The sequence below is a fragment of the Kingella negevensis genome, assembly GCF_030177895.1.
Taxonomy (GTDB): domain Bacteria; phylum Pseudomonadota; class Gammaproteobacteria; order Burkholderiales; family Neisseriaceae; genus Kingella_C; species Kingella_C negevensis.
In genome coordinates, this window is record NZ_CP123448.1 from 446492 (window position 1) to 468565 (window position 22074).

Genomic DNA, 22074 nt, shown 5'->3' on the forward strand with positions numbered 1-22074 from the left:
TTTTTGATTGTGTAAAATTATTGAACGCGCGTCCAAGTTTGCGTGCGACCCAAGGCAGAAATGCCGATAAATCCGCGCACTTTCAACGTGTTGCCATCTGCGGATAGGGTGGCTTTGGATTGATACGTTTTGCCCGATTTCGGGTCGTAGATTTTGCCGTCTTTGAATTCGGTTTCAGAAGCGGCTTTCAAACCTGTTACTACAGTCAAGCCAACCAATGGGCGATTGCCTGAACACGCTGGGCAGACGTTGTTCACGCCTTGCGCCAAGCCTGTAATCGTGCCGTTATAGCTGCTGCCGCTTTTGCTAATGGTTACAACGGCTTTGGGTTTGCCTGTTTCATCGTCAATCGTGCGCCATTTGCCTTCAATGCCTGAAGCAAATGCGCTGAAGGCTGAAGCAGAAAATAAGGTGGCTAAAAATAATTTTTTCATGTGTTCTTTCTTAGAGTGAATAGACTAAAACAAAATTATAGTGCAATTACTTTATTAGTGTAAAGACTTTAGAATAATTTGGTTTTCAGGCAGCCTGAAAATTGCGTTATAACTCGCGCCTTTAAATCACCAAGAGATACGATTAATCATGCGCGTGAAGGTTAACCAATAAAAAAGCCAACGACCGAAATCGTTGGCTTTTTGTTTTAGTCCTGTTTACCAAACCATTTTTCAATGATTTTGTCTAAAGTGCCGTCAGCTTTGATTTTTTCCAAGCCGCCGTCCAATTTTTTCAACAATTCTGTATTACCTTTTTTCACGCCGAATGAGAATTGACGTTTTTCTTCGCCTGTTGAAATGATGTGTGATTTAGTTTCTGGGTATTTCACTTGGTAGTATTGGAAAATACGTTTATCGCCAATTGCAGCATCTGCTTTGCCTTGTGCTACGTCGTTCAACATCAAAAAGAATGAATCTGACAACACAGGTGTTGCGCCCATTTCTTCGATTTTTTTAACGTTACCTTTACTGCTTTTGTGTGAAGCAATGCGTTTGCCTTTGAAATCTGCCAATGTTTTCAAATTTGCTGTTTTGGGCGTGTCTAAAACGTACAGCGCACGGTCGAAATCAATGTATGGCTGACCCATATCCATTGTTTCTAAGCGGTATGCTGCTCGAGACATGGCTGATGAGAATGCCATAAATGTGCCATTATTCAGGGTTTCAACGGCTGCTCCACGTGGCGCGTCAATGAATTGTGCGTTCATGCCTGCCGCTTTAGCGATGGCGTTCATCACGTCCACTTCAAAGCCTTGTGCTTGACCTTTTTCGTCTTTGAATGCGTAAGGTTCGTAACTTACTTCGCCACCAACGGTTAAGGTTTCTAAGTTGGCTGTTTGTGATGCAGCAGCAGAAGCGGCTGGCGTTTCGGTTTCTGGTGCGCTGTTGTCGCCGCAGCCTGCTAATAATGCAGATGTAACCAATAAGGTGGCTAAAAATAATTTTTTCATGTGTTCTTTCTTAGAGTGAATATACTAAAACAAAATTATAGTGCAACTACTTTATTAGTGTAAAGACTTTAGAATAATTTGGTTTTCAGGCAGCCTGAAAATTGCGTTATAATTCGCGCCTTTAAATCATCAAGAGAATAGAACCATGCCAAAAATTACAGTCTTGCCGCATGAAACGCTTTGCCCTGAAGGCAAAACGATTGAAGTGGCAACAGTCGGCGAAACGATTTGCGATGTTTTGCTGGAAAACGGAATTGATATTGACCATGCTTGCGAAAAATCATGCGCTTGCACCACTTGCCATGTGATTGTGCGCCAAGGTTTTGATAGTTTGGTTGAGCCAACCGAATTGGAAGAAGATTTGCTCGACCAAGCATGGGGTTTGGAAGCGGAATCGCGTTTGAGTTGCCAAGCAAAAGTGGCTCAGGCGGATTTGATTGTGGAAATTCCAAAATATACGATTAATCATGCGCGTGAAGGTTAACCAATAAAAAAGCCAACGACCGAAATCGTTGGCTTTTTGTTTTAGTCCTGTTTACCAAACCATTTTTCAATGATTTTGTCTAAAGTGCCGTCAGCTTTGATTTTTTCCAAGCCGCCGTCCAATTTTTTCAACAATTCTGTATTACCTTTTTTCACGCCGAATGAGAATTGACGTTTTTCTTCGCCTGTTGAAATGATGTGTGATTTAGTTTCTGGGTATTTCACTTGGTAGTATTGGAAAATACGTTTATCGCCAATTGCAGCATCTGCTTTGCCTTGTGCTACGTCGTTCAACATCAAAAAGAATGAATCTGACAACACAGGTGTTGCGCCCATTTCTTCGATTTTTTTAACGTTACCTTTACTGCTTTTGTGTGAAGCAATGCGTTTGCCTTTGAAATCTGCCAATGTTTTCAAATTTGCTGTTTTGGGCGTGTCTAAAACGTACAGCGCACGGTCGAAATCAATGTATGGCTGACCCATATCCATTGTTTCTAAGCGGTATGCTGCTCGAGACATGGCTGATGAGAATGCCATAAATGTGCCATTATTCAGGGTTTCAACGGCTGCTCCACGTGGCGCGTCAATGAATTGTGCGTTCATGCCTGCCGCTTTAGCGATGGCGTTCATCACGTCCACTTCAAAGCCTTGTGCTTGACCTTTTTCGTCTTTGAATGCGTAAGGTTCGTAACTTACTTCGCCACCAACGGTTAAGGTTTCTAAGTTAGCTGTTTGTGATGCAGCAGCAGAAGCGGCTGACGTTTCGGTTTTTGGTGCGCTGTTGTCGCCGCAGCCTGCTAATAATGCAGATGTAACCAATAAAGCTAAGAATTTACGTGTCATGTTATTTCCTTCTTTGTAAGTGGGTAAAATCGAAATAAAATTTTAATTTATGTGAATTATACGGTATTTTGTAAAACCAATAAAAAGTTTACAAATAAATATGAACGTAATGCAGCCTGAAAATATCTTCAGGCTGCATTTTTTAGATGTGGTGAACAATCAGTTTTTTCCCTTTATGGTCAAGCACTTCCACGTCCATATCAAATAACGCTTTGATATTTTCAACAGTAAACACCTTTTCAGGGCTGCCTGAAAATTTCACTTCTCCTTGTTGCATCGCTACCACATAATCCGCATACGCCGCCGCCATATTAATGTCGTGCAACACCACTACTGTGGTGCGATTGTGTTCATGCGTCAATTCACGCAAAAGCTGCATCAAATTTCGCGCGTAATACATATCCAAATTATTCAACGGCTCGTCCAGCAATACATATTCCGTACTTTGGCAAAACACCATAGCGATGAGGGCGCGTTGGCGTTGTCCGCCTGACAATTCCGTCAAATAACGATGCGCAAGTGGTTCAAGCTGAAACTGCGTAATCGCTTGTTCCACAATCGCTTTATCTTCATCAGTCGGTCGCCCCTGATGATACGGATAACGCCCAAACAGCAACAAATCACGCACCGAAATGCGGCTGTGAATGCTGTTTTCTTGCGTCAAAATCGCCAAAATTTTCGCCACTTCTGCCGTTGGCGTGGTCGCCAAATCGCGTCCGTTATACGCAATGCTGCCTGAAACCAACGGTTGCAATCGTGCCATAAACGACATTAGCGTCGATTTGCCCGCACCGTTTGCGCCAATAAACGCGGTAATACCGTTTTGTGGAATGTTCAGCGATACATTATTTAAAATTTGCTGCTTGCCGATTTTGTGAGATACATTCTTAATTTCAATCATATTTTCTTCCAATCAAACCGCTCGTTTCCGCAACACCAACCACAAAAACACCAGCCCCCCAGCAAATTCCACCACCACACTCAACACCGCTTTCATGCCCAACAAATGCTCAAACACCGCCTGACCTGCCACCAACATAATCCCAGCAATCAACACCACCAACGGCAAGCGCACCGAATGTTTCAGGCTGCCTGAAAAATGATTCGCCAACGCACACACCAGCAAGCCAAAAAAACTCACAGGCCCAACCGTTGCGGTTGCGGTTGCCACCAACACCGAAATCCATAACAAAATCCACAGCGTATTTTTCTGATAGTTGATACCGAGATTGGTCACTTGGTCGCGCCCCAACAAATGCACGTCCAAGCGATGTCGCTCGCGCCAAATCATCGCCACGCTGAGCAGCATAATCGCGCCGCCAATCGTCAGCATATTCGTGTTCACCGTATTAAAACTCGCAAACGTATTCGCCTGCGCCACCGCAAATTCTTCGGGGTCAATCACACGCTGCAACAGGCTAGACAAACTACGAAACAACACCCCAAAAATCACACCAATCAAAATCATCCGCGCTAAATCACGCCCACCCTGCCGCAACAACATCTGAAACAGCAACAAAGACGCGCCCATCATCACCACCAATTCCAGCGCAAATTTTCCCAAAAGCGGCAACTGCGTATAACCTACACCGCCGAGCACAAACACCAGCAGCGTTTGCAGAAAAATATACAGCGTATCAAAGCCCAACACAGACGGCGTGAGAATCGGATTATTCGTAATTGTCTGAAACAACATAGTGGACACGCCCACCGCATACGCAATCAGCAGCAACGCGCCCAACTTTTTCGCCCGAAGCGGCAGAATAAAATCCCACGCCCCCTGCGCGTTCCACGTCAAAAACAGCCCACACGACAGCAGCAACACCGCCGATAAAATCCAAATTAGTTTTAAATCTTTTGACATAATCCAATCCATTTCAGGCAGCATTTTAAGTTATCTTGCCAAACGTAATTGCAAATTTAATTTAAAATATAATTTCCCATTTTCTTGATAAATTAAGCCAAAGCGATGACGAGATGATGACGGTGTATCAAAAAACGTATTTTTATAGAAAAATTCTTTTAAAATAGCGTCTTTATTGGTGTGATAGAACAACAATTCGCCGTCTTGATTGACCAATAAAACCGAATTAGCGGTTAAATTGCCGTCCCATTCGTGTGTGGGAAAAATTCCTAAAATACTGGCTTTAATAAAATCACGCAAACGGCAATGAATTTGCTGTTTTTGTTCGTAATTTTCTATTTTTTGTTCAGGAAAATCAGCTAATTTATTGCTGATTTCTTTGCGGAAAAATGCCAATAATGCGTCCGCCAAAATTTCAGGCATTCGGCTATCCACTTTCCGCAACGTGCTTTCATAAACCGTATTTTCACATTGAATAAACGACAATTTTCCACCCAAATCCATAATTTTTTGCAAACGGTCTTTGATTTTCGCTCGGCTGTCAATCTGGTTTACTGTTTGCATATCATCAATACTTACCCCTTGAATTTGATAAATAAAATTGGTTGCTTGTGATGCGTTAATCAAAGTCGGAGCATTACCCAAAAACGATTTAATACTTGCATTTTGTTGGGCGAAAATTTGTCCATTTTCATCAAAAGTCAAAGTTAAATCGCCTTTTTCTAGTGAAGTGCCTTTGGTTTTTTCTAATCCCAATAATGCCGTCTTTTGTTCCAATAATTGACTGCTAAACGTGCTTTTGCTGTGTTTAATATCGTCTAAAATTTGATTTAATTCAGCCTGTGTAATCAAATCCGATAAAACGTAAGTGATTGTTTTGTCTTTTGATGTAATGACAATTTGACTTTTATTTAAATCAATATCTGATTGATTGGTATGTAATTTTAAAACTTGAATGCTATCAGCGGTTATTTGTGCATTTAAATCGCCATATGCAATTTTTTGCTTAAAAATCACTTTGCATAAAGCGTAAATTTCACTTAATTCGCCTTTGTTGCGTTTAATTGCCATATCGTTTTCCTGATTAAAAAGTGATTGATTTTGATATAAATAATTCACGACCGAACGAGCCACTTGTCGCACGACTTCTACGCAAACGCTGTTACCAAGTTGTTTCATTGCCTGGGTTTTGGAAACGGGGAAATGATAGCTTTCAGGAAATGCCATCATTTTTTTGCTTTCATCAATGCCAATGCGTTTGATTTCGCCATCTACACGATAAAATTCCCAATTTCGTCTATCGTCAATCGTTGAGCCTTTACCGCCAACACGCAAAGTAAAACCGATTTCTTTTTCACAATTTCCGCCCCAAATATCCGACATCGTGTAAGTTAAAGGCAATTTGGGTGGAAAATGAAACGCTGGCAAAGACGGTGCATTTCTAAACCCAACAATAAAAATGCGTGGGCGATGTTGCGGAATATTGTAATCAGACGCTTTTAAAACTTGATAATAAATTAAATAACCTGCGTTTTTTAGCAATTCTTGAATAATCGTAAAAGTCCTGCCGTTGTCGTGATTAACTAAACCACGCACGTTTTCCAAAATAAATGCTTTTGGTTTTTTGGCTTCCAAAATATCCAAAATACAGAAAAACAAATTGCCACGCTCGGAATCTTCGCCGTCGGTAAAACCCTTTTTTAAGCCAGCCTGCGAAAATGGCTGACACGGAAAACCTGCACATAAAATATCGTGGTCAGGGATTTGTTCGGGAGCAATTTTGCGAATATCTGTATTTAATTCAAAATGTTCTGTATTAAAATTGTGTTGATAAGTTCGGCGAGCGTGTTCATCTTTTTCAGACGCAAAAACACATTCCGCCCCCACAGAATTTAATGCCAAATGAAAACCGCCAATGCCAGCAAACAGGTCAATAAAACGCAATGGTTTAGCCAAATTTGGCGGATTTTGTAGATTTAAATTTTCTTCATTTAAAAATAAATTTAGTTGTTGATTTGATTGGTTAAAGATTTTTTTCACGGTACATTCTAGCCATTATAAATTGGATTGATCATAACATTGAAGCCAATGATTTTCAGGCAGCTTGCAATTATTTTTGTTTTTTGCGTTGCTGTTCCGCTTGAAGTTGTAATTGTGCTGTCAAAACTGCTGCAAACGTCATCGCACACATTACAGGGGCAAAAAACCAATACACCCAGCCTATTGGGTTAAAATACCAAAACACGGCACAGGCAGAAATCAACATTATTGTAAAGATAACGGTAAATTGGCGTTTAGCAGTCCAATGCGATGGCAAGTAATATAAATTAAAAAAAATAGTCATGAAGATAATTGCCGCATATTCACGCAATACAGGGGTACGATTATTGCGTAACCATTCATTTAACAAACCGATTGCAATACCAAAAGCAGTAATGCCAACGTGTCGGATAATGATTTTAAACATACCATTATTTCCTTTCAGGCTGCCTGAAAAGCAGCCCCAAAAACAACACCGTCCCCAACACCCCAAACACCGTCGCCACAGGAATTTCAAACGGAAACACAATCACACGCCCCACGATATCACACAGCAACACCAACACCGCCCCCAACAACGCCACCGCAGGCAAACTTGCACGCAGCTTATCGCCCAACAAACGGCTCACAATATTCGGCACAACCAGCCCAATAAACGGAATATTTCCTACCGTAACCACCACCAACGACGTAATCAACGCCACAATCACCAGCCCAGCCCACAAAATCACATTGCGGTTAATCCCCAAATTCACCGCCACCGACTCGCCCAAACCCACAATCGTCAGTTGGTCAGCAATCAAATACGCCACCACCGCCAACGCCCCCGTCAGCCACAGCAATTCATATCGCCCCAACAACACGCCCGAAAAATCGCCACTCTGCCACACGCTAATCAGTTGCAACATATCCGTTTCATAGGCGATAAACGTGTAAACCGATTCAATCACGCCACCAAAAATAATTCCCACCAACGGCACAAGCAGTTGCGCGGTCGGCGGTAATTTGCGAATCATCGCCATAAACAACAACATACCCAACAACGCTGCCACCGCCGCCACCGACATTTTCGTCAATAAAGCCGCGCTCGGCAGCAGCAACGACATCAGCAACAGCCCCAAAATCGCGCTCTGACTCGCTCCCACCATAGACGGCTCAACAAAGCGATTTTTCAGCAAAATCTGCATAATCATGCCCGCCACGCCCATAGACGCACCCGTCAGCAAAATCGCAAACGTACGCGGTAAACGGCTGATTAACATCACTTGCGTGGAATCGTTCAGGCTGCCTGAAAACACATTTGCCCAAGAAAAATTCGCCACGCCAATGGATAAACTAGCGAAAAATAAAACAATCGTGAACAAAATGGATAGGGTGTAAAGGGATTTTGTGGACATAGGGTATTCCGTGAAATAGTAGGCTGGGTCGCAAACCCAGCAATTTATGAATATTTTGCTGGGTTTTAACCCAGCCTACATTTTGTCGTGTACTTGCAGGCTGCCTGAAATATTGATTCCATTTGAAGAATGGTGCGCATGGCACACCCTACGCAATGCTTTCAGGCAGCCTGAAACCTATCAGGCTGCCTGAAAATTTATCGCAAAACTACTTAGCCGCCTTAAACGCATCAGCCGCCTGTTTCGCCGCAATTTGCAACTGACGCGCACCGCCAGCCGCCAAATAGGTACCGCTATCCAAATACACCACTTGACCTTTTTTCCAAGCAGTCGTTTCGGCAATTAACGGATTATTCAACACATCTTTCGCCGCTTGACCTTCTTCGCCAATCGCCGCGCCACGGTCTAACACAAACAACCAATCAGGATTTTTCTCTTTCACATACTCAAACGACACAGGCATACCATGCGAACCTTCTTTCATGTCCGCGTCAACCGCAGGAATGCCAATATCTTGGTGCAACCAACCGCCCAAGCGAGAATTCGGACTTTGTGCAGACAATTTACCGGCGTTTACAATCAACACCAAACCTTTGCCTTTGCCTTGCGCTGCCGCTTTTGCGTCTGCAAATGCTGCGTCAATTTCCGCTTTCAATTTATCCGCTTCCGCTTGTTTATCGAAAATTTGCGCGAAAGCATCAATACGTTCTTTGCTGCTTGCCAACAGATTTTTTGTATCTGCTGTCATTTCAATCGTAGGCGCGATTTTATTCAGCTCATGAATCGCCTTATTCGCGCGGCTGCCTGTAATAATCAACTGCGGCTGAAACGCGTTCAATGCTTCATAATTCGGCTCGAACAACGTGCCAACGTGCGCCGCTTTTTCCACCACAGGTTTCAAATATTCAATGTTTGATTTGTCGATTGTTGCGCCTACGTTCACGCCCAACGCAGTCAAAGTATCCAACATACCGTAATCATAAACCGCGACATTGGTTGGATTTTTCGGCACAGGGAAATCGCCACGTGTGGTTTTCACGGTAATCACTTCGCCTTTGATGTCGGTGTGAGGTTCAAGCGGTTTGTCGGCTGGTTTGCCACCTTGTTGTGGCGCAGATGCCGATGCCGCAGGTGCGCTGCTGGCTGTATTTTGAGTTTGCTGACCACCGCACGCGCTCAACGCTGCTGCAACCAATAATGCAAGAATAGTTTTATGTGTCATGTTGATTTTGAATCCTATAAAAAAATCAAAAAATAGATGAATAAGCTGTATTCATTACGTTGGAAAGTGCAGGCTGCTTTTTATAACAACAAAAAGCAGCCTGCAACTTTTTTAGAATGTGTAGTTTACACCGACACGGAATTCACGACCAGCGCCAGGTAATGTGCTTATGTCGCGTTGTGAGTGTGGTTTGTAATTTTTGTTACCAATATTATTGACTGCAAAATTCACATTCATTTTGTCATTGTTGAATGGTTTCCAGTTTGCCGTAATATCGGTTACACCGTAGCCAGCTTTACCAGTCGTTGCCGGTTTTACTGTATTGTTTACCAAGAAGTAATTGTCTGATGCTTTTACTTTTTCAACTTGGCGGTGTTGAATACCGATTTCTACATTTGGATTAGCAAAACGGTATGATAAACCTGCTGTCCAAGTGCGACCGATTACAGAGGCATATTCAGGCTTGCCGGCTAAATTTTCGCCATAAAATTTAGGTTTGCTATGTGCCACACCTAAACGTGCTGTTAAATTATTCCAACGATAATAGCCTGATAATTCATAACCTTTGTTTTTAACTTTACCTGCATTGATGATTTCTTGGTCTTTATCGCTATGATTATTACGGGCAGTGGTTGTACCCAAAGCATCTTTAATGTTTTGCCAGAAGTATGCGCCTTCAAAACCATAATTTTGCGCACGATACGCAAAACCAATTTCCGTATTTTGAGCGCGTTCCGCTTTGGTATTATTTGCAATCGTTATCGTACCACGCGTACCGTGTGACAACAACGCATCGTGCATGCGTGGGCTGCGTGTTGCGTAATTGTGCAAGACATTGAAACTCAATTCGGGCGTAACTTGATAAATCGCGCTGATACTTGGGTTGATTGCACCATCATTGCGTTTTTTACCGCTCATGTCTTTAAAGCTAAAATGGTCGTAACGCAAACCAGTGGTCAAAGTCAATTTATCTGTTACATCGGTAATTGCTTCGGCATACACACCCACATCTTGTTTTTGTTGGTTAACCACGCCAGCTTTAAAGATTTGATTAGGTTTGATTTTTTGATTGCGATAATTCAAACCATATTTCAACAATACTTTGTCAGTAATTTGCGAGTCAAAATTCACATTTGCACCAATAGTTTCTGCTTTGGTTTTGGTTGAGCCAACATTGAGATTACCGCCAGCATAATTATTACCAGAGTCATTTGCTGACCAGCGACCATGTTCCAAACGATAAATATTAGCAGTGGCAGATTGTGCAAAGCCTAAATCTTTTGCAGTCCATTCAAAATTGGTTAAATCCACGCTCATTTTGCGTTCAGCAGGAGCCTGACGAGCCAAAGTCAAACCACTTGGGAAGAATGTAAATTCTTCACGAACCAAACGAGTACCTTTGTGTTGCTCGTGCATGTGGCTTAATACAAAACGATGATTGTCAACAGTTGCGCCAATTTTCGCTAAATAACTGCCTTTATCCAATGCGCTGTATGGTACTTTATTTGAGCCATTAAGCGGACTTACATAACCTTTACCGCCTTTGTAGGCATTTTCTTTCATAATATTGCCAGCCAACAAATAATCAAACATACCGCTTTGACCAAACACTGCCAAGCCGTAGTTATGACCATCATTGCTGCTGTAACCTGCGTTAATTTTCGCGCCAAAATTTGGATTGCTGCTGTTTTTCAATAAATCGGCTGCATCTAACGTTTTCGCTACAATAGCACCATTGGTTTGACCAATACCAGCAGATGCACTACCTGCACCTTTTTGTACTGCCACAATTTTTACCAACGCAGGGTCAAGCATATGGCGACCTTGGTGGTAGTGAATTTGGCTATCGCTATACGCATTGTTTACTTTTACATCAACCGAGTTTTGACCCATGCCACGAATATATAAATATTGCGAAGTGCCAGCACCTGCACCCATGCTTACAGACGCTTCATTTTTCAACACATCGCGCAATTGCGTGTCGGTGGTTTCGTTCATATTTTTCACGGTAATGCGGCGCGTAGAAGGCTCACCTTTTACTCGAATAGTTTGCAATTCTTGTGCAGGCTGCGCGGTTTCATCGGCAGCGTATGCCATACCGCCAAATAATGCCAAAGAAATTAAAGATAATTTAAAAATAGGCTGTTGCATCGTTTTCCAATCTAAAAAAGTAAATAAAAATAGTGATAAGAATTATCGTTTCGAATATTAAATTATTTTAACAATATTTGTCTAGACTTAAATACAAGTTATTTTCAATTAATTTGATTTAACGATTTCTTTTTTTGTGATACACAACATAGCTTGTCAGCAAAAGGGCGTATAAAGAAGCCAATCCTGCTAAATTGCAAAATGTGGAATTGGTTCACGCGAAACACGAAAACCAAGTGCAGGCTGCTTTGGCGCAAGCCCAAGCTTTGTTGTATGGCGTGAATTTGTGCAAGGATTTGGGCAACACAGGTTCTAATATTTGCACGCCGAGTTTGAATGTTTGTTGAGCCATATTTGTTTTCATATATCACCTTTGCGTTATTTAACAAAACTGAGTTTAACAGAATTTCACACAAAGACGGTTCTGTTTTTTCTGAAAATTTTTTACAAAACGCAGCCTGAAAACGGCTTTTCAGGCTGCGGAAGAGGGCGCGACATAGTGGATTAAATTCAAATCAAGACAAGGCAACAACGCCTGCCATGTACATTGAGTACATAAAGGCGTTGGCAACGCAGTATTGGTTTGAATTTAATTCACTATATTCAGGCAGCATTTTGTTTTTCTGATAAAATATCTCGCTTCAAAACCCATTCAGGCAGCCTGAAAGCACATTTTCAGGCTGCCATTCAAAATTTTTAAACTCTTTAAACTAAGTAAACACAATGAAAAATATTCGTAACTTTTCCATCATCGCCCACATTGACCATGGCAAATCCACATTAGCAGACCGCTTTATCCAATACTGCGGCGGTTTGGATTTGCGTGAAATGAGTACGCAAGTGCTTGATTCTATGGATATTGAAAAAGAACGTGGCATCACGATTAAAGCGCAAACGGCTGCCTTAAATTACAAAGCCAAAAACGGCGAAATCTACCAATTAAACTTAATTGACACACCCGGACACGTGGACTTTTCCTATGAAGTGTCGCGCTCGCTGTCGGCGTGTGAAGGCGCGTTGTTGGTGGTGGACGCATCGCAAGGCGTGGAAGCGCAAACGGTGGCGAACTGCTACACGGCGATTGATTTGGGCGTGGAAGTTGTGCCAGTGCTGAATAAAATTGATTTGCCAGCCGCCGACCCCGACCGTGTGTCGCAAGAAATTGAAGACATCATCGGTATTGACGCGGTGGGCGCGGTAACATGTTCCGCCAAATCGGGCTTGGGCGTGGAAGACGTGCTGGAGGAAATTGTGGCGAAAATCCCTGCCCCCGAAGGCAACCCAAACGCGCCATTGCAAGCCGTGATTATTGATTCGTGGTTTGATAATTATGTTGGCGTGGTGATGTTGATTCGCGTGAAAACCGGCACGATTAAATTGAAAGACAAAGTTCAATTTATGGCGACCAAAGCGGAAACGCAAGTGGAACAACTGGGGGTATTCACACCGAAATCGGTTCAAAAACAACAATTAAGTGCTGGCGAAGTGGGTTTTCTGATTACAGGTGTCAAAGAACTTGGCTCGGCAAAAGTGGGCGATACGGTTACGTTGGCAAACAATCCAGCCGCCGCGCCGTTGGCAGGATTTAAGGAAGTGCAATCGCAAGTTTTCGCTGGTTTGTATCCTGTGGAAAGCCACGACTACGAGAATTTGCGTGATGCCTTGGAAAAATTGCAACTGAATGACGCTTCGTTGAAATTTGAGCCTGAAGTGTCGCAAGCGTTGGGTTTTGGTTTCCGTTGCGGATTCTTGGGCTTGTTGCATTTGGAAATCGTGCAAGAGCGTTTGGAACGCGAATTTGACATGGATTTGATTACGACTGCGCCGACTGTGGTCTATGAAGTCGTGTTGAAAAATGGCGAAAAAATTGAAGTGGAAAATCCGTCCAAATTGCCCGATATTGCCACGATTGATACGATTTTAGAGCCGATTATCACGGCGACGATTCTTGTGCCGCAAGATTATGTGGGCAATGTGATGACGTTGTGTAATCAAAAACGCGGCGTTCAACGCAATATGCAGTATTTGGGCCGCCAAGTGATGCTGACTTATGATTTGCCGATGAATGAAGTGGTGATGGATTTCTTTGATAAATTGAAATCTACTTCGCGTGGTTATGCGTCGTTAGACTATGAATTTAAAGAGTTTCAGCCGTCTGATTTGGTGAAATTGGATATTATGGTGAATGGCGATAAAGTGGACGCTTTGAGTTTGATTGTGCATCGTCAAACTTCGGTACAGCGTGGGCGTGAATTGGCAAGCAAAATGCGTGAACTGATTCCGCGCCAAATGTTTGATATTGCGGTTCAGGCAGCGATTGGCGGTCAAATCATCGCGCGTGAAAACGTGAAAGCCTTGCGTAAAAACGTGTTGGCGAAATGTTATGGCGGTGATATTACGCGTAAGAAAAAATTGTTGGAAAAACAAAAGGCTGGTAAGAAACGCATGAAACAAGTGGGTAATGTGGAAATTCCGCAAAGCGCGTTTTTGGCGATTTTGGAGATTGGGGATAAGTAGTCTCTGATTATATTTTCAGGCTGCCTGAAAAACCAAAAGCGAGATAAGTCTAAAAACCTATCTCGCTTTTTATTATTTACAACGCCCAGCCGCTTTAGACAGCGCATTACAATTTGTCGAACCCGTTGCAGAACCAGCACCCGAGCAAATCGCGTCAGAAGAAAGCACACCAGCCACCGTAGTGATATAGCATTGATGTGAACGACCGCGAGCCGTTGCCACAAATTTAACTGAATCAATATCGCCTTTGCGATTAGAAATCGTTACTTTATCCGCAGTGGTATCCAATGCAAATGCCGCTTTTTCTTTCAGGCTGTCATCAGAAATCACAGCATTGCCAACAGTGCCGCAAGCTGATAATACAGAAGCGCAAACTAACATCGCCAAAAATTTATTCATGGTATGACCTTTATTAAAGTGGTTGAAAAACGAAATTATAGTAACCAAAAGGTAAGAAATTTGCAAGATTTGGTTAATTTTGGATAATTTCCAATGGTTTACGCAGCCCGAAAATCATTCAAATTTCCGTGTTATATTATATCAAAATTGTTAAAAATCAAATAGATACTTGAAAATACAAACGCATAAGCATAAAATATTTTTCATTATCAACAGGCGTAAGCAATCGCAAACAAATTGCCCATGCCCATAACACAAAGGAAAAATATCATGACTTGCAAAAGCCACGAAAACCACGCCCACCAACACGGCGCAAACTGCGGACACACCGCCATTCAACACGGCGACCACGTTGATTATCTGCACGATGGACACTTGCACCACGCACACGCAGGGCATTACGATGAACACGTGTTAGACGTATCCGCCAGCAACCCAGACGGTTGCCACCCAACACACGAATGCGCAGGACACGTTCACGGCTCAAACTGCGGACACGAAGCCGTCCCACATGGCGACCACGTTGATTATCTCGTAAACGGACGCTTGCACCACCAACACGGCAACCATTGCGACGACCACGGCGAAGTTGTCATCGTCAAATAAACCATACGCAGCCTGAAAACCATTTTCAGGCTGCGCTATTATCTTGGTAGGGACAGGATTTATTCCTGTCCTTTTCCATATTCCGCAAAAACTAAAATTTTGCAGCCTGAAACCCACAAATCCGCTAAAATACGCGATTTCATTTCTCGTTCAGGACGACCAAACAAGTGGAATCAAACCAAATACTTTACGCCACAATCACCGCAGCCATTGCAGGCGCAATCATGCTATTTTCAGGCAGCAAACAACGCAACGCACTAGGCGAATGGGGCAACGGCGTACAATGGGGTTATCTCTTAATCATGATAGGCGTGTTCGGCATCCTATCCGCAGGCGCACAATGGAGTTTCACCGCCGTATTGCTTACTTACACCGTATTCACAGGCATCACATGCGTTTGGCGCAAAGCCCACCTAAAAACGCAGCCTGAAAACGCACAAGACAACAACCACTTCCGCGACTACATGGCAGGCTTTTTCCCCATTATCGCCATCGTATTCATCTTGCGCACCTTCATCGCCGAACCCTTCCAAATTCCGTCCAGCTCCATGCGACCAGGCTTAGTGAAAGGCGACTTTATCCTTGTAAACAAATTCGGCTACGGCATTCGTATCCCCGTATTGAACACCGTCGCCATTCCCACAGGCAAAGTCCAACGCGGCGACGTAGTCGTATTCAACTACCCAGTAGAACCCAACACCAACTACATCAAACGCATCGTAGCGGTGGGTGGCGACACCGTAGAATACAAAAACAAAATCCTCACTGTGAACGGACAAACCAGCATAGATACACCCGCAGGCAACTACCAATATCTAGACGACCAGTCCGCCACACGCACCATAGACGCACAAACCTACCAATCACAATTTGCAGGCAAAACCTTCAACGTCCTCAAAGAAAGCGAAGCCCCAAGCGTCAGCGCACCCGTATGGAATCGCTACCAAAATCTCATGTCCGCCAAAGGCTTCCAAAGCGGCTTAGAACAAAACTGCCAATACGCAGAAGACGGTAGCGCATTCAAATGCACCGTCCCCGAAGGCAAATACTTTGTCATGGGCGACAACCGAGACAGCAGCGCAGACAGCCGCTATTGGGGGTTTGTGGACGACAAACTCATGGTTGGCAAAGCATTCATGATATGGATGAATTTCAGCGACATGAAACGCATAGGCAACAGCATTAACTAAACCCAACGCAGCATGAAAATACACCGTTTTCAGGCTGCATTTTTACAAAGAATATCTCAGCCTAAAAAACAAATTCCGTAGGTCGGCGCATTTATGCCCGACATCTTCAGCTGCCCGTAGGTTGGGTTGGCAACCCGACATTCAACATTTTCAGGCTGCAATCAACAAAAAAACACCATGAAACTAGACATCATCATTCCATGCTACAACACTGCCCAAACCCTAGAACGCGCCGTACAAAGCAGCCTGAAACAACCCGAACTCAACACCCTCTGGCTCATTGACGACGCCTCCACCGACAACACATGGCAAGAAATCCAACGCTTCGCCCAACAATACCCCCACAAAATCCAAGCCCAAAGACTGCCCGATAACGGCGGCGTTGCACGAGCCAGAAACTGGGGCGCATTACAGAGTAGGGCAGACATCATCGCCTTTTTAGACGCAGACGACGCCTACCAAGACAACACACTTGCCGCCGCATTAGCCTCATTCCAAGCCTTCGATTACCTAGGGCTAATCCGCCTGCGCCTACAACCCGTCGGCTTGCCCCAAAAATACGCCAACCACCCCAAACTAGATTACGCATGGCAAGTGCTAGAAATGACCGTAGGCGGCAACACCGTATTCCGCAGAAACTTCTTTCTCGCATGCGGCGGTTTCCCACAAGACGGCTTATTCCGAAAATTCGGCGGCGAAGATGGCGCACTCGGCATCGCCACCGTACACAGCAGCATAGTCGGCACATTATTCGCCCCCGAAGAACCCGCCGTTTTACATTACTGCCGAGACGGCATGCACGCCGAAAGCCTGCTCAATATCCACCTGTTCGGGCAAGCGAACCCCAACATACGCCCCGAAGACATGGCACAAGCCAACGCCGTAACAGAAAACATCAAAGACCAATTACGCAGCCTGAAAACCATACTCAACGTAGAACAAACAGGCACCATGCCATTGATTGTGAGCCGCTAACGCATGAATTTAATCATTTTTTGTATCATATTGATTTTATTGTGTTTACCGCTAATTAAGTTCCGCAAACAAACACACAACCCATTTGAAGACAAAAACGTCGTCTTGCCATATTTTCGCCGCACCTTGATGACACCAACAGAATTAGAGGTCTATGCCACCTTGTTGGACGCGTTGCCAGAATACATGGTGTTCACGCAAGTGCAAGCGTCGCGCGTGTTGGAAGTCCCAAGTAACGCGCAAACTTATTATTGGTTTAATCTTGTTAGCAGGCTCAGTTATGACTTTGTGATTTGCCGCACAGACAGTACGCCCATCGCCGCTATAGAAATTGACGATAGCACGCACGATTTGCCCGAACGCCAAGAAGCGGATAATCGCAAAAACAAAGCAACGGAAGCCGCTGGTGTCGCGATGATTCGCTGGAAAGTAGGCGAAACACCTAGCGAAAATGAAATTAAAAAATTGATTCGGAGAATTGATAAGCGAGCAGAATAATCATGATAATCATGCAGCTTGAAACTATTTTCAGGCTGCATTTTGTATTTCAATAATTTTACATAATCGCTATTATTGGAACTTAACAAATATTACAAATTATTGAAATTTACCTGCTCTTTCCCTAAAAATTTCGACATTTTAACGATTTCTATATTTGTAGTATTTACGCGTGAAACAACGTGCATTCATCCGCTCCGTTGCATTGCAAACAGTCGCAACCCAGTAAATTTGTTTGATGATTTCCTGCTCGCTTGGTTTGGCGCGTGGATACTCAAGAGATAGGATGATTTCAAGTGGGTGGCAATAACAAAGCTCTGCTATTTCAAGACACTTAGCTACAGACAGCCTTAAACGCCCTTTTCTGTACTGCGAGATTGTGGCGGTGGTAACTTGCCAATATTTTGCCAGTTGATAATCACTTTTGAAGTTTTTACGTTTCTTGAACGTGTCTAGCCAGTTGTTTATGTTTTGCATAAAAAGACACCTGAGTTTTATTTTTGCTATGCGCAATAATAATGCTTACGTGTCTTTTTTTGTAGTTCGCAAATGCTAACCATTCTGAGGGCGTCGGCAGCCGTAGGCTGCTCCGCCCTTTCCTTGTTTAAGATATAACAACTCAATCGATACTATTTTGTTTCTGATTTTTCTGCTTCTCTATGAATTATCATTTGCTGAGCATCTTTACCGAATTCTGTTACTAGAATGTCCATGAGTTCTGTCCATTTTATTGTTCTCCCTACTTTCAGACTGGCTTCCATCGCTAAGCGTTCTATTTTCATTTTTTTGTCTATTTTGATGTTGTAACTAGTTGTCCCAATTCGTGCCATTTTTTTTGTTTCCTTTTTCAAAGATTTAGGTAAATAAGTATAAAGTAATCTACCTTTTTAGTTTTTTACTTATTTACATAAATAATTATAAATGATACATTTGCGCAAATTAGGTTTTTAGGTAAATAGGTTTCATGTGAAACATTAAACAAGGCAAGGTTTAATTATGGCTAGTTCTACAGCTAAACCAGCTTTTGCGCTGGTTGAGAATATTCAGTCGTTTATCAGTTATTTCGGCATTCAGAACTGTGGGTTTCTGACGCTCACTTTTTCCGATGACGTTAAATGTGTGTATGAAGCTTCTAAACGCTTTAACAGCTTCAGAACGAATTTCTTAACGAAAGTTACGCTTTCTTATATCGGGGTTTACGAACGACACAAATCAGGTCGCATTCATTTTCATTTTGTCGTGGCGTTTCCTGAGAATGTGCTTTTTGAATATCGTAACGGTGTTCAAGTGATGTTCAATCACGATGAAGTAAAACAACGTAATTACAAGAGTGCTAACAAATATCTGCGCTCTATGTGGAAACTGTTTCGTGAGTCTGTGCCTAAATATGGGTTCGGGGAACGTGGTTCGCAAATCCTTCCTATTTACAGTGAGAAAGGCATTGCGCGTTATCTTGCTAAATATCTGACTAAGGGCATGATTGATAGACAACCACGCGATAAAGGTTTTCGGTTAGTACGTTCTACTTCAGGCAAGAAGGCGTTGTTATGGAAACAAGTTTCAGGCTCGTTTGCTTGGAATGCGGATAGTTCCAAAGAATGGCGTAAAGCGTTGGCTTTTCATATTCTTGAGAAGTCGAATATTGCAAAGTTCCGCTTAAGCCGTGTAACGGATTTTTCAAGAATGGGCGATAAATTTAAGACTGCTCTTGAGAAACTGGCTGTAATGAATAGCACGAATTACAGCAAGATAATGGGCTCGCTGTATGGCTCTAATTGGTGCTACAAACAAAAAGATTTGATTTGGGACGATTATCAGAAGTTTAAAGAAAGAATTGAACGCGGTGAACCGTTGGTTTTCTATTACTGGGAAATGGGTTTACAGCAGTATGAGCGCGTTTCTTATGATTTTTTGACTGGTAAAGTGAGTTCTTTATGATAATTTTTTGTGTTTTGTTTTATTTGAATATGTTTTGATTTTTTAGTTTAAGTTTAAGGATTTTTTGATTGTGTTTAAAGTGAATGGTTTTATTTTGGGGGCGGACTCTCTGACTAAAGGTAAAGAGGGTAAGCCTTTAGACCTTTGTGTTTTGCATTTGCTCGTCCCTTCTGCGAATGGCTTTGTGCCATATAACGGTTTTTTTGGCGTGGCTCGTGATGCCGATGGCATTAACTCGCTCGTTCGCAATAATGGCGGTAATCCGGTTTCAGCTACTTTTGATTTTGCGTTTTCTACTTTCAACAATCAGACAACTTTCCGTTTAATGGGGTATTTGCCTGCTTCTGTTCCTGCCGCTAAGTAGTAGGAATTAGGGGTTTTAGGCGTTTTTCCCCTGCGCTTTGCGCTCTTGCCGTAAAAAATGCCAAAAATTTGAAGCGCGGAAAGCCCGCGCCGTGTGCGGGAAACCGCGCAAAAATTTTGGGCATTTTATGGGCTGTCGCGCTTGCCTCTGAAAGTGCGGTTTTTATCTTCAATTTTTTTGTGAAAGGTCTATGACTATGAACGTAAAACAAAAACTGATTGCTGTTGCTGGTAATCAAAAAGCTAAATTGGCTGCGGTTGGTACTGCTGCCCTTGCAGTGTCTTCAGGCGCGTCGGCTGCTATTCCTCCTGAAGTAACTAAAGCGATTACTGACGGTTTTGCCGATGCTCAACTGGTTGCTTATGCAATCTTGACTGGTTTGGCTGTTATTTACGGCATCTCTTTGGCTAAACGCTTGCTGAAATAAAATAGTGGGAGTTTTTGCGTGGGTTATCAAGTCGGTAACACTTGCTATTCTTCTCGGGAACTTGCGGAGAATGTTTTATTTTCGCAAGTTCCGCCAAAAATTACCGAGAGCGGAATTGTGCAAGTGAAATTTGTGAATCATCGTTGGGAATTTCAAGGGCAAGTTTTAACGTCAAATTTACCGCAATGCTCTGAGACTGAGAACTTTAAAAACGGTTATGAATTTGCGCTGCTTTTTTTGCCAATGGTTGTTATGCTGGTTTGTATAAAATTTGTTTCTCGCCTATTTACTATCGGTCATTGAAATGTTTGATTTCTATTTTTTTTCAGGGGTCGCACAATGCGCTATTCTAATTTACTTCTTGTTGCGGCTTTAATGCCGCTTTTTTTATTCCGTCCTGCTTATTCTTTTGTTCCTGCTGTTCCTCTTCCTCCTGTTCCTGTTGTTCCTGCTCCTATAGGTGGTGGGGTGATTCCTGGAGATATTATTCCAGGTTCCTCTGGTTCTGGTGGTAAATCAGATATTTCTCTAGATTGTTATTTAAATCTTACTTGTGCGGTTGTTGACTCTGTTAGAAATGCAATGCGCGGTTCTAATAGTTCAGATAGCTCTAATAATTCAGTTGGTTCGGGTTCTGCTAATTCGAGCGGTTCTAACAATTCAGGAGGTTCTACACCTCCGCCATCTACGGGTAATGGTTCGGGTACTAATGGCGGTTCAGGTAGTAGCGGTTCGGTTGATGCTACTGCTTCGGCTGCAATTATTGCGTGGCGTGATAAATGGGTACACATTTTTAATAGTATGAATGAAGAAGCTAAATCAATTAAAGACGGTCTGGCAAGAGATTTGGTTTGGTGTGCTAATGTTTATCAGTACGGTTCTGATGCTCATGCTGAATGTTCTGAATATAAACGTAAGCTTGCTAATGATGAGTTAGAGCGTTTGCGACAGAGAATAGATAAAGCTAAGGAACTTAAAGACAAGGAGTTTCAAGAGTTGCAAAAGAAATTAAATGTTAATGTCTCGGTCGGAACGCCGAATGTAAATGTTACTGGCGGTGGCGTGGCTGCTGGCGTGGCTAATGGTGGTAATAATCAGGCTTGTAAAATTAATGGCGTGTGGATGCCGTGTAGCGGTGTTGGTACAAGTAATAATCCCGATTTAAGCGGTTTGGGTTCGGGGGTTGAAGGCATTGCTGGTACAGGTTCTAACTCATCTGCTGGTTCTAATGCTGGTTCTAATACGAATGTTAATAACAATACTGCAACTAACACAAATACTAATACAAATATTAGTAATTCTAGTGCTTCAACGAATAGCAGTGTTCATTCTACAGCTTCAAATTCTACAGTAAATAATATTACAAATAACTACGGCATTCAGGAATTGCCTAAGACAGAAAGCATGTCTGATTTTTGTAAGGCTCACCCTAATTCTGGTTCTTGTGTTGAATGGTCTGATGATGGGTTAAAAAGTGCCTCTGCTGCTTCTTCAACTTCTCTTCAGTCTAAGGTCATTAATATTCGTCCGAGTGGATTTTTTACTGGCTCTATCAGATATGGTTGTCCTAAGCCTGAAGAGGTAAAAATGAGGGTAGGTAATTTCTCTTTAGCTTATGACGGTCTTTGTGAGTTTGCTAGTCGTATTTCTCCCTTTGTGATTATTACTTTTTATATTCTGACTGCGTTTTCTGTTTTGAAATTTGTGAGGAGATAA

At 42.8% G+C, this 22074-nt stretch carries 26 protein-coding genes; 13 read left to right on the forward strand and 13 right to left on the reverse strand.

What is annotated here, in order from left to right; all coding sequences use genetic code 11:
- Positions 1–17: 17 nt before the first annotated feature.
- Both QEO93_RS02410 and QEO93_RS02415 read right to left on the reverse strand, forming a co-directional pair.
- On the reverse strand, positions 18–434 hold the full coding sequence (locus tag QEO93_RS02410; RefSeq protein ID WP_032137366.1) for a DUF2147 domain-containing protein: 417 nt from the start codon (positions 432–434) through the stop codon (positions 18–20).
- A 206-nt stretch (positions 435–640) separates the two neighbouring features.
- A complete protein-coding gene (locus QEO93_RS02415; RefSeq protein ID WP_085815507.1) occupies positions 641–1444 on the reverse strand; it encodes a substrate-binding periplasmic protein in 804 nt (267 codons plus the stop codon).
- Between the two features lie 145 nt (positions 1445–1589).
- Here QEO93_RS02415 and fdx point away from each other — a divergent pair, with 145 nt between their 5' ends.
- Positions 1590–1928 carry an ISC system 2Fe-2S type ferredoxin gene (gene fdx / locus QEO93_RS02420; protein ID WP_032137515.1) on the forward strand — a complete coding sequence of 113 codons (339 nt, stop codon included), beginning with the start codon at positions 1590–1592 and terminating at the stop codon, positions 1926–1928.
- A gap of 41 nt (positions 1929–1969) precedes the next feature.
- Here fdx and QEO93_RS02425 read toward each other — a convergent pair whose 3' ends face one another.
- From QEO93_RS02425 to QEO93_RS02450, 6 genes are all read right to left on the reverse strand, one after another.
- Positions 1970–2770: a substrate-binding periplasmic protein gene (locus QEO93_RS02425; protein WP_085815508.1), complete on the reverse strand. Its 801-nt coding sequence runs from the start codon at positions 2768–2770 to the stop codon at positions 1970–1972.
- A 142-nt stretch (positions 2771–2912) separates the two neighbouring features.
- Positions 2913–3671 (reverse strand): iron ABC transporter ATP-binding protein, encoded by a 759-nt coding sequence (locus QEO93_RS02430; protein WP_085815522.1) that lies wholly within the window; start codon positions 3669–3671, stop codon positions 2913–2915.
- A gap of 12 nt (positions 3672–3683) precedes the next feature.
- The gene (locus QEO93_RS02435) at positions 3684–4634 is read right to left on the reverse strand and encodes an iron chelate uptake ABC transporter family permease subunit (RefSeq protein WP_032137682.1); all 951 of its coding nucleotides are present in this window, start codon (positions 4632–4634) and stop codon (positions 3684–3686) included.
- A gap of 30 nt (positions 4635–4664) precedes the next feature.
- Positions 4665–6674: a DNA cytosine methyltransferase gene (locus QEO93_RS02440; protein ID WP_209434864.1), complete on the reverse strand. Its 2010-nt coding sequence runs from the start codon at positions 6672–6674 to the stop codon at positions 4665–4667.
- 70 nt (positions 6675–6744) lie between these two features.
- Positions 6745–7101: a hypothetical protein gene (locus QEO93_RS02445; protein ID WP_032137676.1), complete on the reverse strand. Its 357-nt coding sequence runs from the start codon at positions 7099–7101 to the stop codon at positions 6745–6747.
- Positions 7102–7105: 4 nt separating this feature from the next.
- Positions 7106–8071, reverse strand: coding sequence for an ABC transporter permease (locus QEO93_RS02450; RefSeq protein WP_032137675.1), 966 nt, complete (start codon positions 8069–8071; stop codon positions 7106–7108).
- Positions 8072–8117: 46 nt separating this feature from the next.
- On the opposite strand from QEO93_RS02450, the gene QEO93_RS02455 reads away from it, so the two are divergent.
- Positions 8118–8264, forward strand: a complete 147-nt coding sequence (locus tag QEO93_RS02455; protein WP_157686345.1) for a hypothetical protein — start codon at positions 8118–8120, stop codon at positions 8262–8264.
- A 15-nt stretch (positions 8265–8279) separates the two neighbouring features.
- On the opposite strand, the gene QEO93_RS02460 is transcribed toward QEO93_RS02455, so the two are convergent.
- Positions 8280–9293, reverse strand: a complete 1014-nt coding sequence (locus QEO93_RS02460) for a siderophore ABC transporter substrate-binding protein (protein WP_085815509.1) — start codon at positions 9291–9293, stop codon at positions 8280–8282.
- A gap of 111 nt (positions 9294–9404) precedes the next feature.
- A complete protein-coding gene (locus tag QEO93_RS02465) occupies positions 9405–11444 on the reverse strand; it encodes a TonB-dependent receptor domain-containing protein (protein WP_032137673.1) in 2040 nt (679 codons plus the stop codon).
- Between the two features lie 194 nt (positions 11445–11638).
- On the opposite strand from QEO93_RS02465, the gene QEO93_RS02470 reads away from it, so the two are divergent.
- Entirely contained in the window at positions 11639–11791 is a 153-nt protein-coding gene (locus tag QEO93_RS02470) for a hypothetical protein (protein WP_483413961.1), read from the forward strand.
- Between the two features lie 376 nt (positions 11792–12167).
- A complete protein-coding gene (gene lepA / locus QEO93_RS02475) occupies positions 12168–13961 on the forward strand; it encodes a translation elongation factor 4 (RefSeq protein ID WP_032137672.1) in 1794 nt (597 codons plus the stop codon).
- Positions 13962–14033: 72 nt separating this feature from the next.
- On the opposite strand, the gene QEO93_RS02480 is transcribed toward lepA, so the two are convergent.
- Positions 14034–14360 (reverse strand): hypothetical protein, encoded by a 327-nt coding sequence (locus QEO93_RS02480; RefSeq protein WP_032137671.1) that lies wholly within the window; start codon positions 14358–14360, stop codon positions 14034–14036.
- A 270-nt stretch (positions 14361–14630) separates the two neighbouring features.
- On the opposite strand from QEO93_RS02480, the gene QEO93_RS02485 reads away from it, so the two are divergent.
- The 4 genes from QEO93_RS02485 (at position 14631) to QEO93_RS02500 (ending at position 17629) form a co-directional block, all read left to right on the forward strand.
- Entirely contained in the window at positions 14631–14966 is a 336-nt protein-coding gene (locus QEO93_RS02485) for a hypothetical protein (protein WP_032137670.1), read from the forward strand.
- A gap of 167 nt (positions 14967–15133) precedes the next feature.
- The gene (gene lepB / locus QEO93_RS02490) at positions 15134–16156 is read left to right on the forward strand and encodes a signal peptidase I (protein ID WP_032137669.1); all 1023 of its coding nucleotides are present in this window, start codon (positions 15134–15136) and stop codon (positions 16154–16156) included.
- A 177-nt stretch (positions 16157–16333) separates the two neighbouring features.
- Positions 16334–17131 carry a glycosyltransferase family 2 protein gene (locus QEO93_RS02495; protein ID WP_032137668.1) on the forward strand — a complete coding sequence of 266 codons (798 nt, stop codon included), beginning with the start codon at positions 16334–16336 and terminating at the stop codon, positions 17129–17131.
- Between the two features lie 3 nt (positions 17132–17134).
- A complete protein-coding gene (locus QEO93_RS02500; RefSeq protein ID WP_032137667.1) occupies positions 17135–17629 on the forward strand; it encodes a DUF2726 domain-containing protein in 495 nt (164 codons plus the stop codon).
- 141 nt (positions 17630–17770) lie between these two features.
- On the opposite strand, the gene QEO93_RS02505 is transcribed toward QEO93_RS02500, so the two are convergent.
- Together QEO93_RS02505 and QEO93_RS02510 are read right to left on the reverse strand one after the other, a co-directional pair.
- Positions 17771–18106 carry a hypothetical protein gene (locus tag QEO93_RS02505; protein WP_089152866.1) on the reverse strand — a complete coding sequence of 112 codons (336 nt, stop codon included), beginning with the start codon at positions 18104–18106 and terminating at the stop codon, positions 17771–17773.
- A gap of 152 nt (positions 18107–18258) precedes the next feature.
- Positions 18259–18459, reverse strand: coding sequence for a hypothetical protein (locus tag QEO93_RS02510; protein WP_032137666.1), 201 nt, complete (start codon positions 18457–18459; stop codon positions 18259–18261).
- A gap of 166 nt (positions 18460–18625) precedes the next feature.
- On the opposite strand from QEO93_RS02510, the gene QEO93_RS02515 reads away from it, so the two are divergent.
- From QEO93_RS02515 to QEO93_RS02535, 5 genes are all read left to right on the forward strand, one after another.
- Positions 18626–19567, forward strand: coding sequence for a rolling circle replication-associated protein (locus tag QEO93_RS02515; RefSeq protein WP_284627606.1), 942 nt, complete (start codon positions 18626–18628; stop codon positions 19565–19567).
- A gap of 70 nt (positions 19568–19637) precedes the next feature.
- Positions 19638–19931 carry a hypothetical protein gene (locus QEO93_RS02520; RefSeq protein WP_143445739.1) on the forward strand — a complete coding sequence of 98 codons (294 nt, stop codon included), beginning with the start codon at positions 19638–19640 and terminating at the stop codon, positions 19929–19931.
- 190 nt (positions 19932–20121) lie between these two features.
- A complete protein-coding gene (locus QEO93_RS02525; protein WP_284627607.1) occupies positions 20122–20358 on the forward strand; it encodes a major capsid protein in 237 nt (78 codons plus the stop codon).
- 18 nt (positions 20359–20376) lie between these two features.
- Positions 20377–20661, forward strand: a complete 285-nt coding sequence (locus tag QEO93_RS02530) for a hypothetical protein (RefSeq protein ID WP_143452861.1) — start codon at positions 20377–20379, stop codon at positions 20659–20661.
- Positions 20662–20697: 36 nt separating this feature from the next.
- On the forward strand, positions 20698–22074 hold the full coding sequence (locus QEO93_RS02535) for a virulence factor TspB C-terminal domain-related protein (protein ID WP_085815386.1): 1377 nt from the start codon (positions 20698–20700) through the stop codon (positions 22072–22074).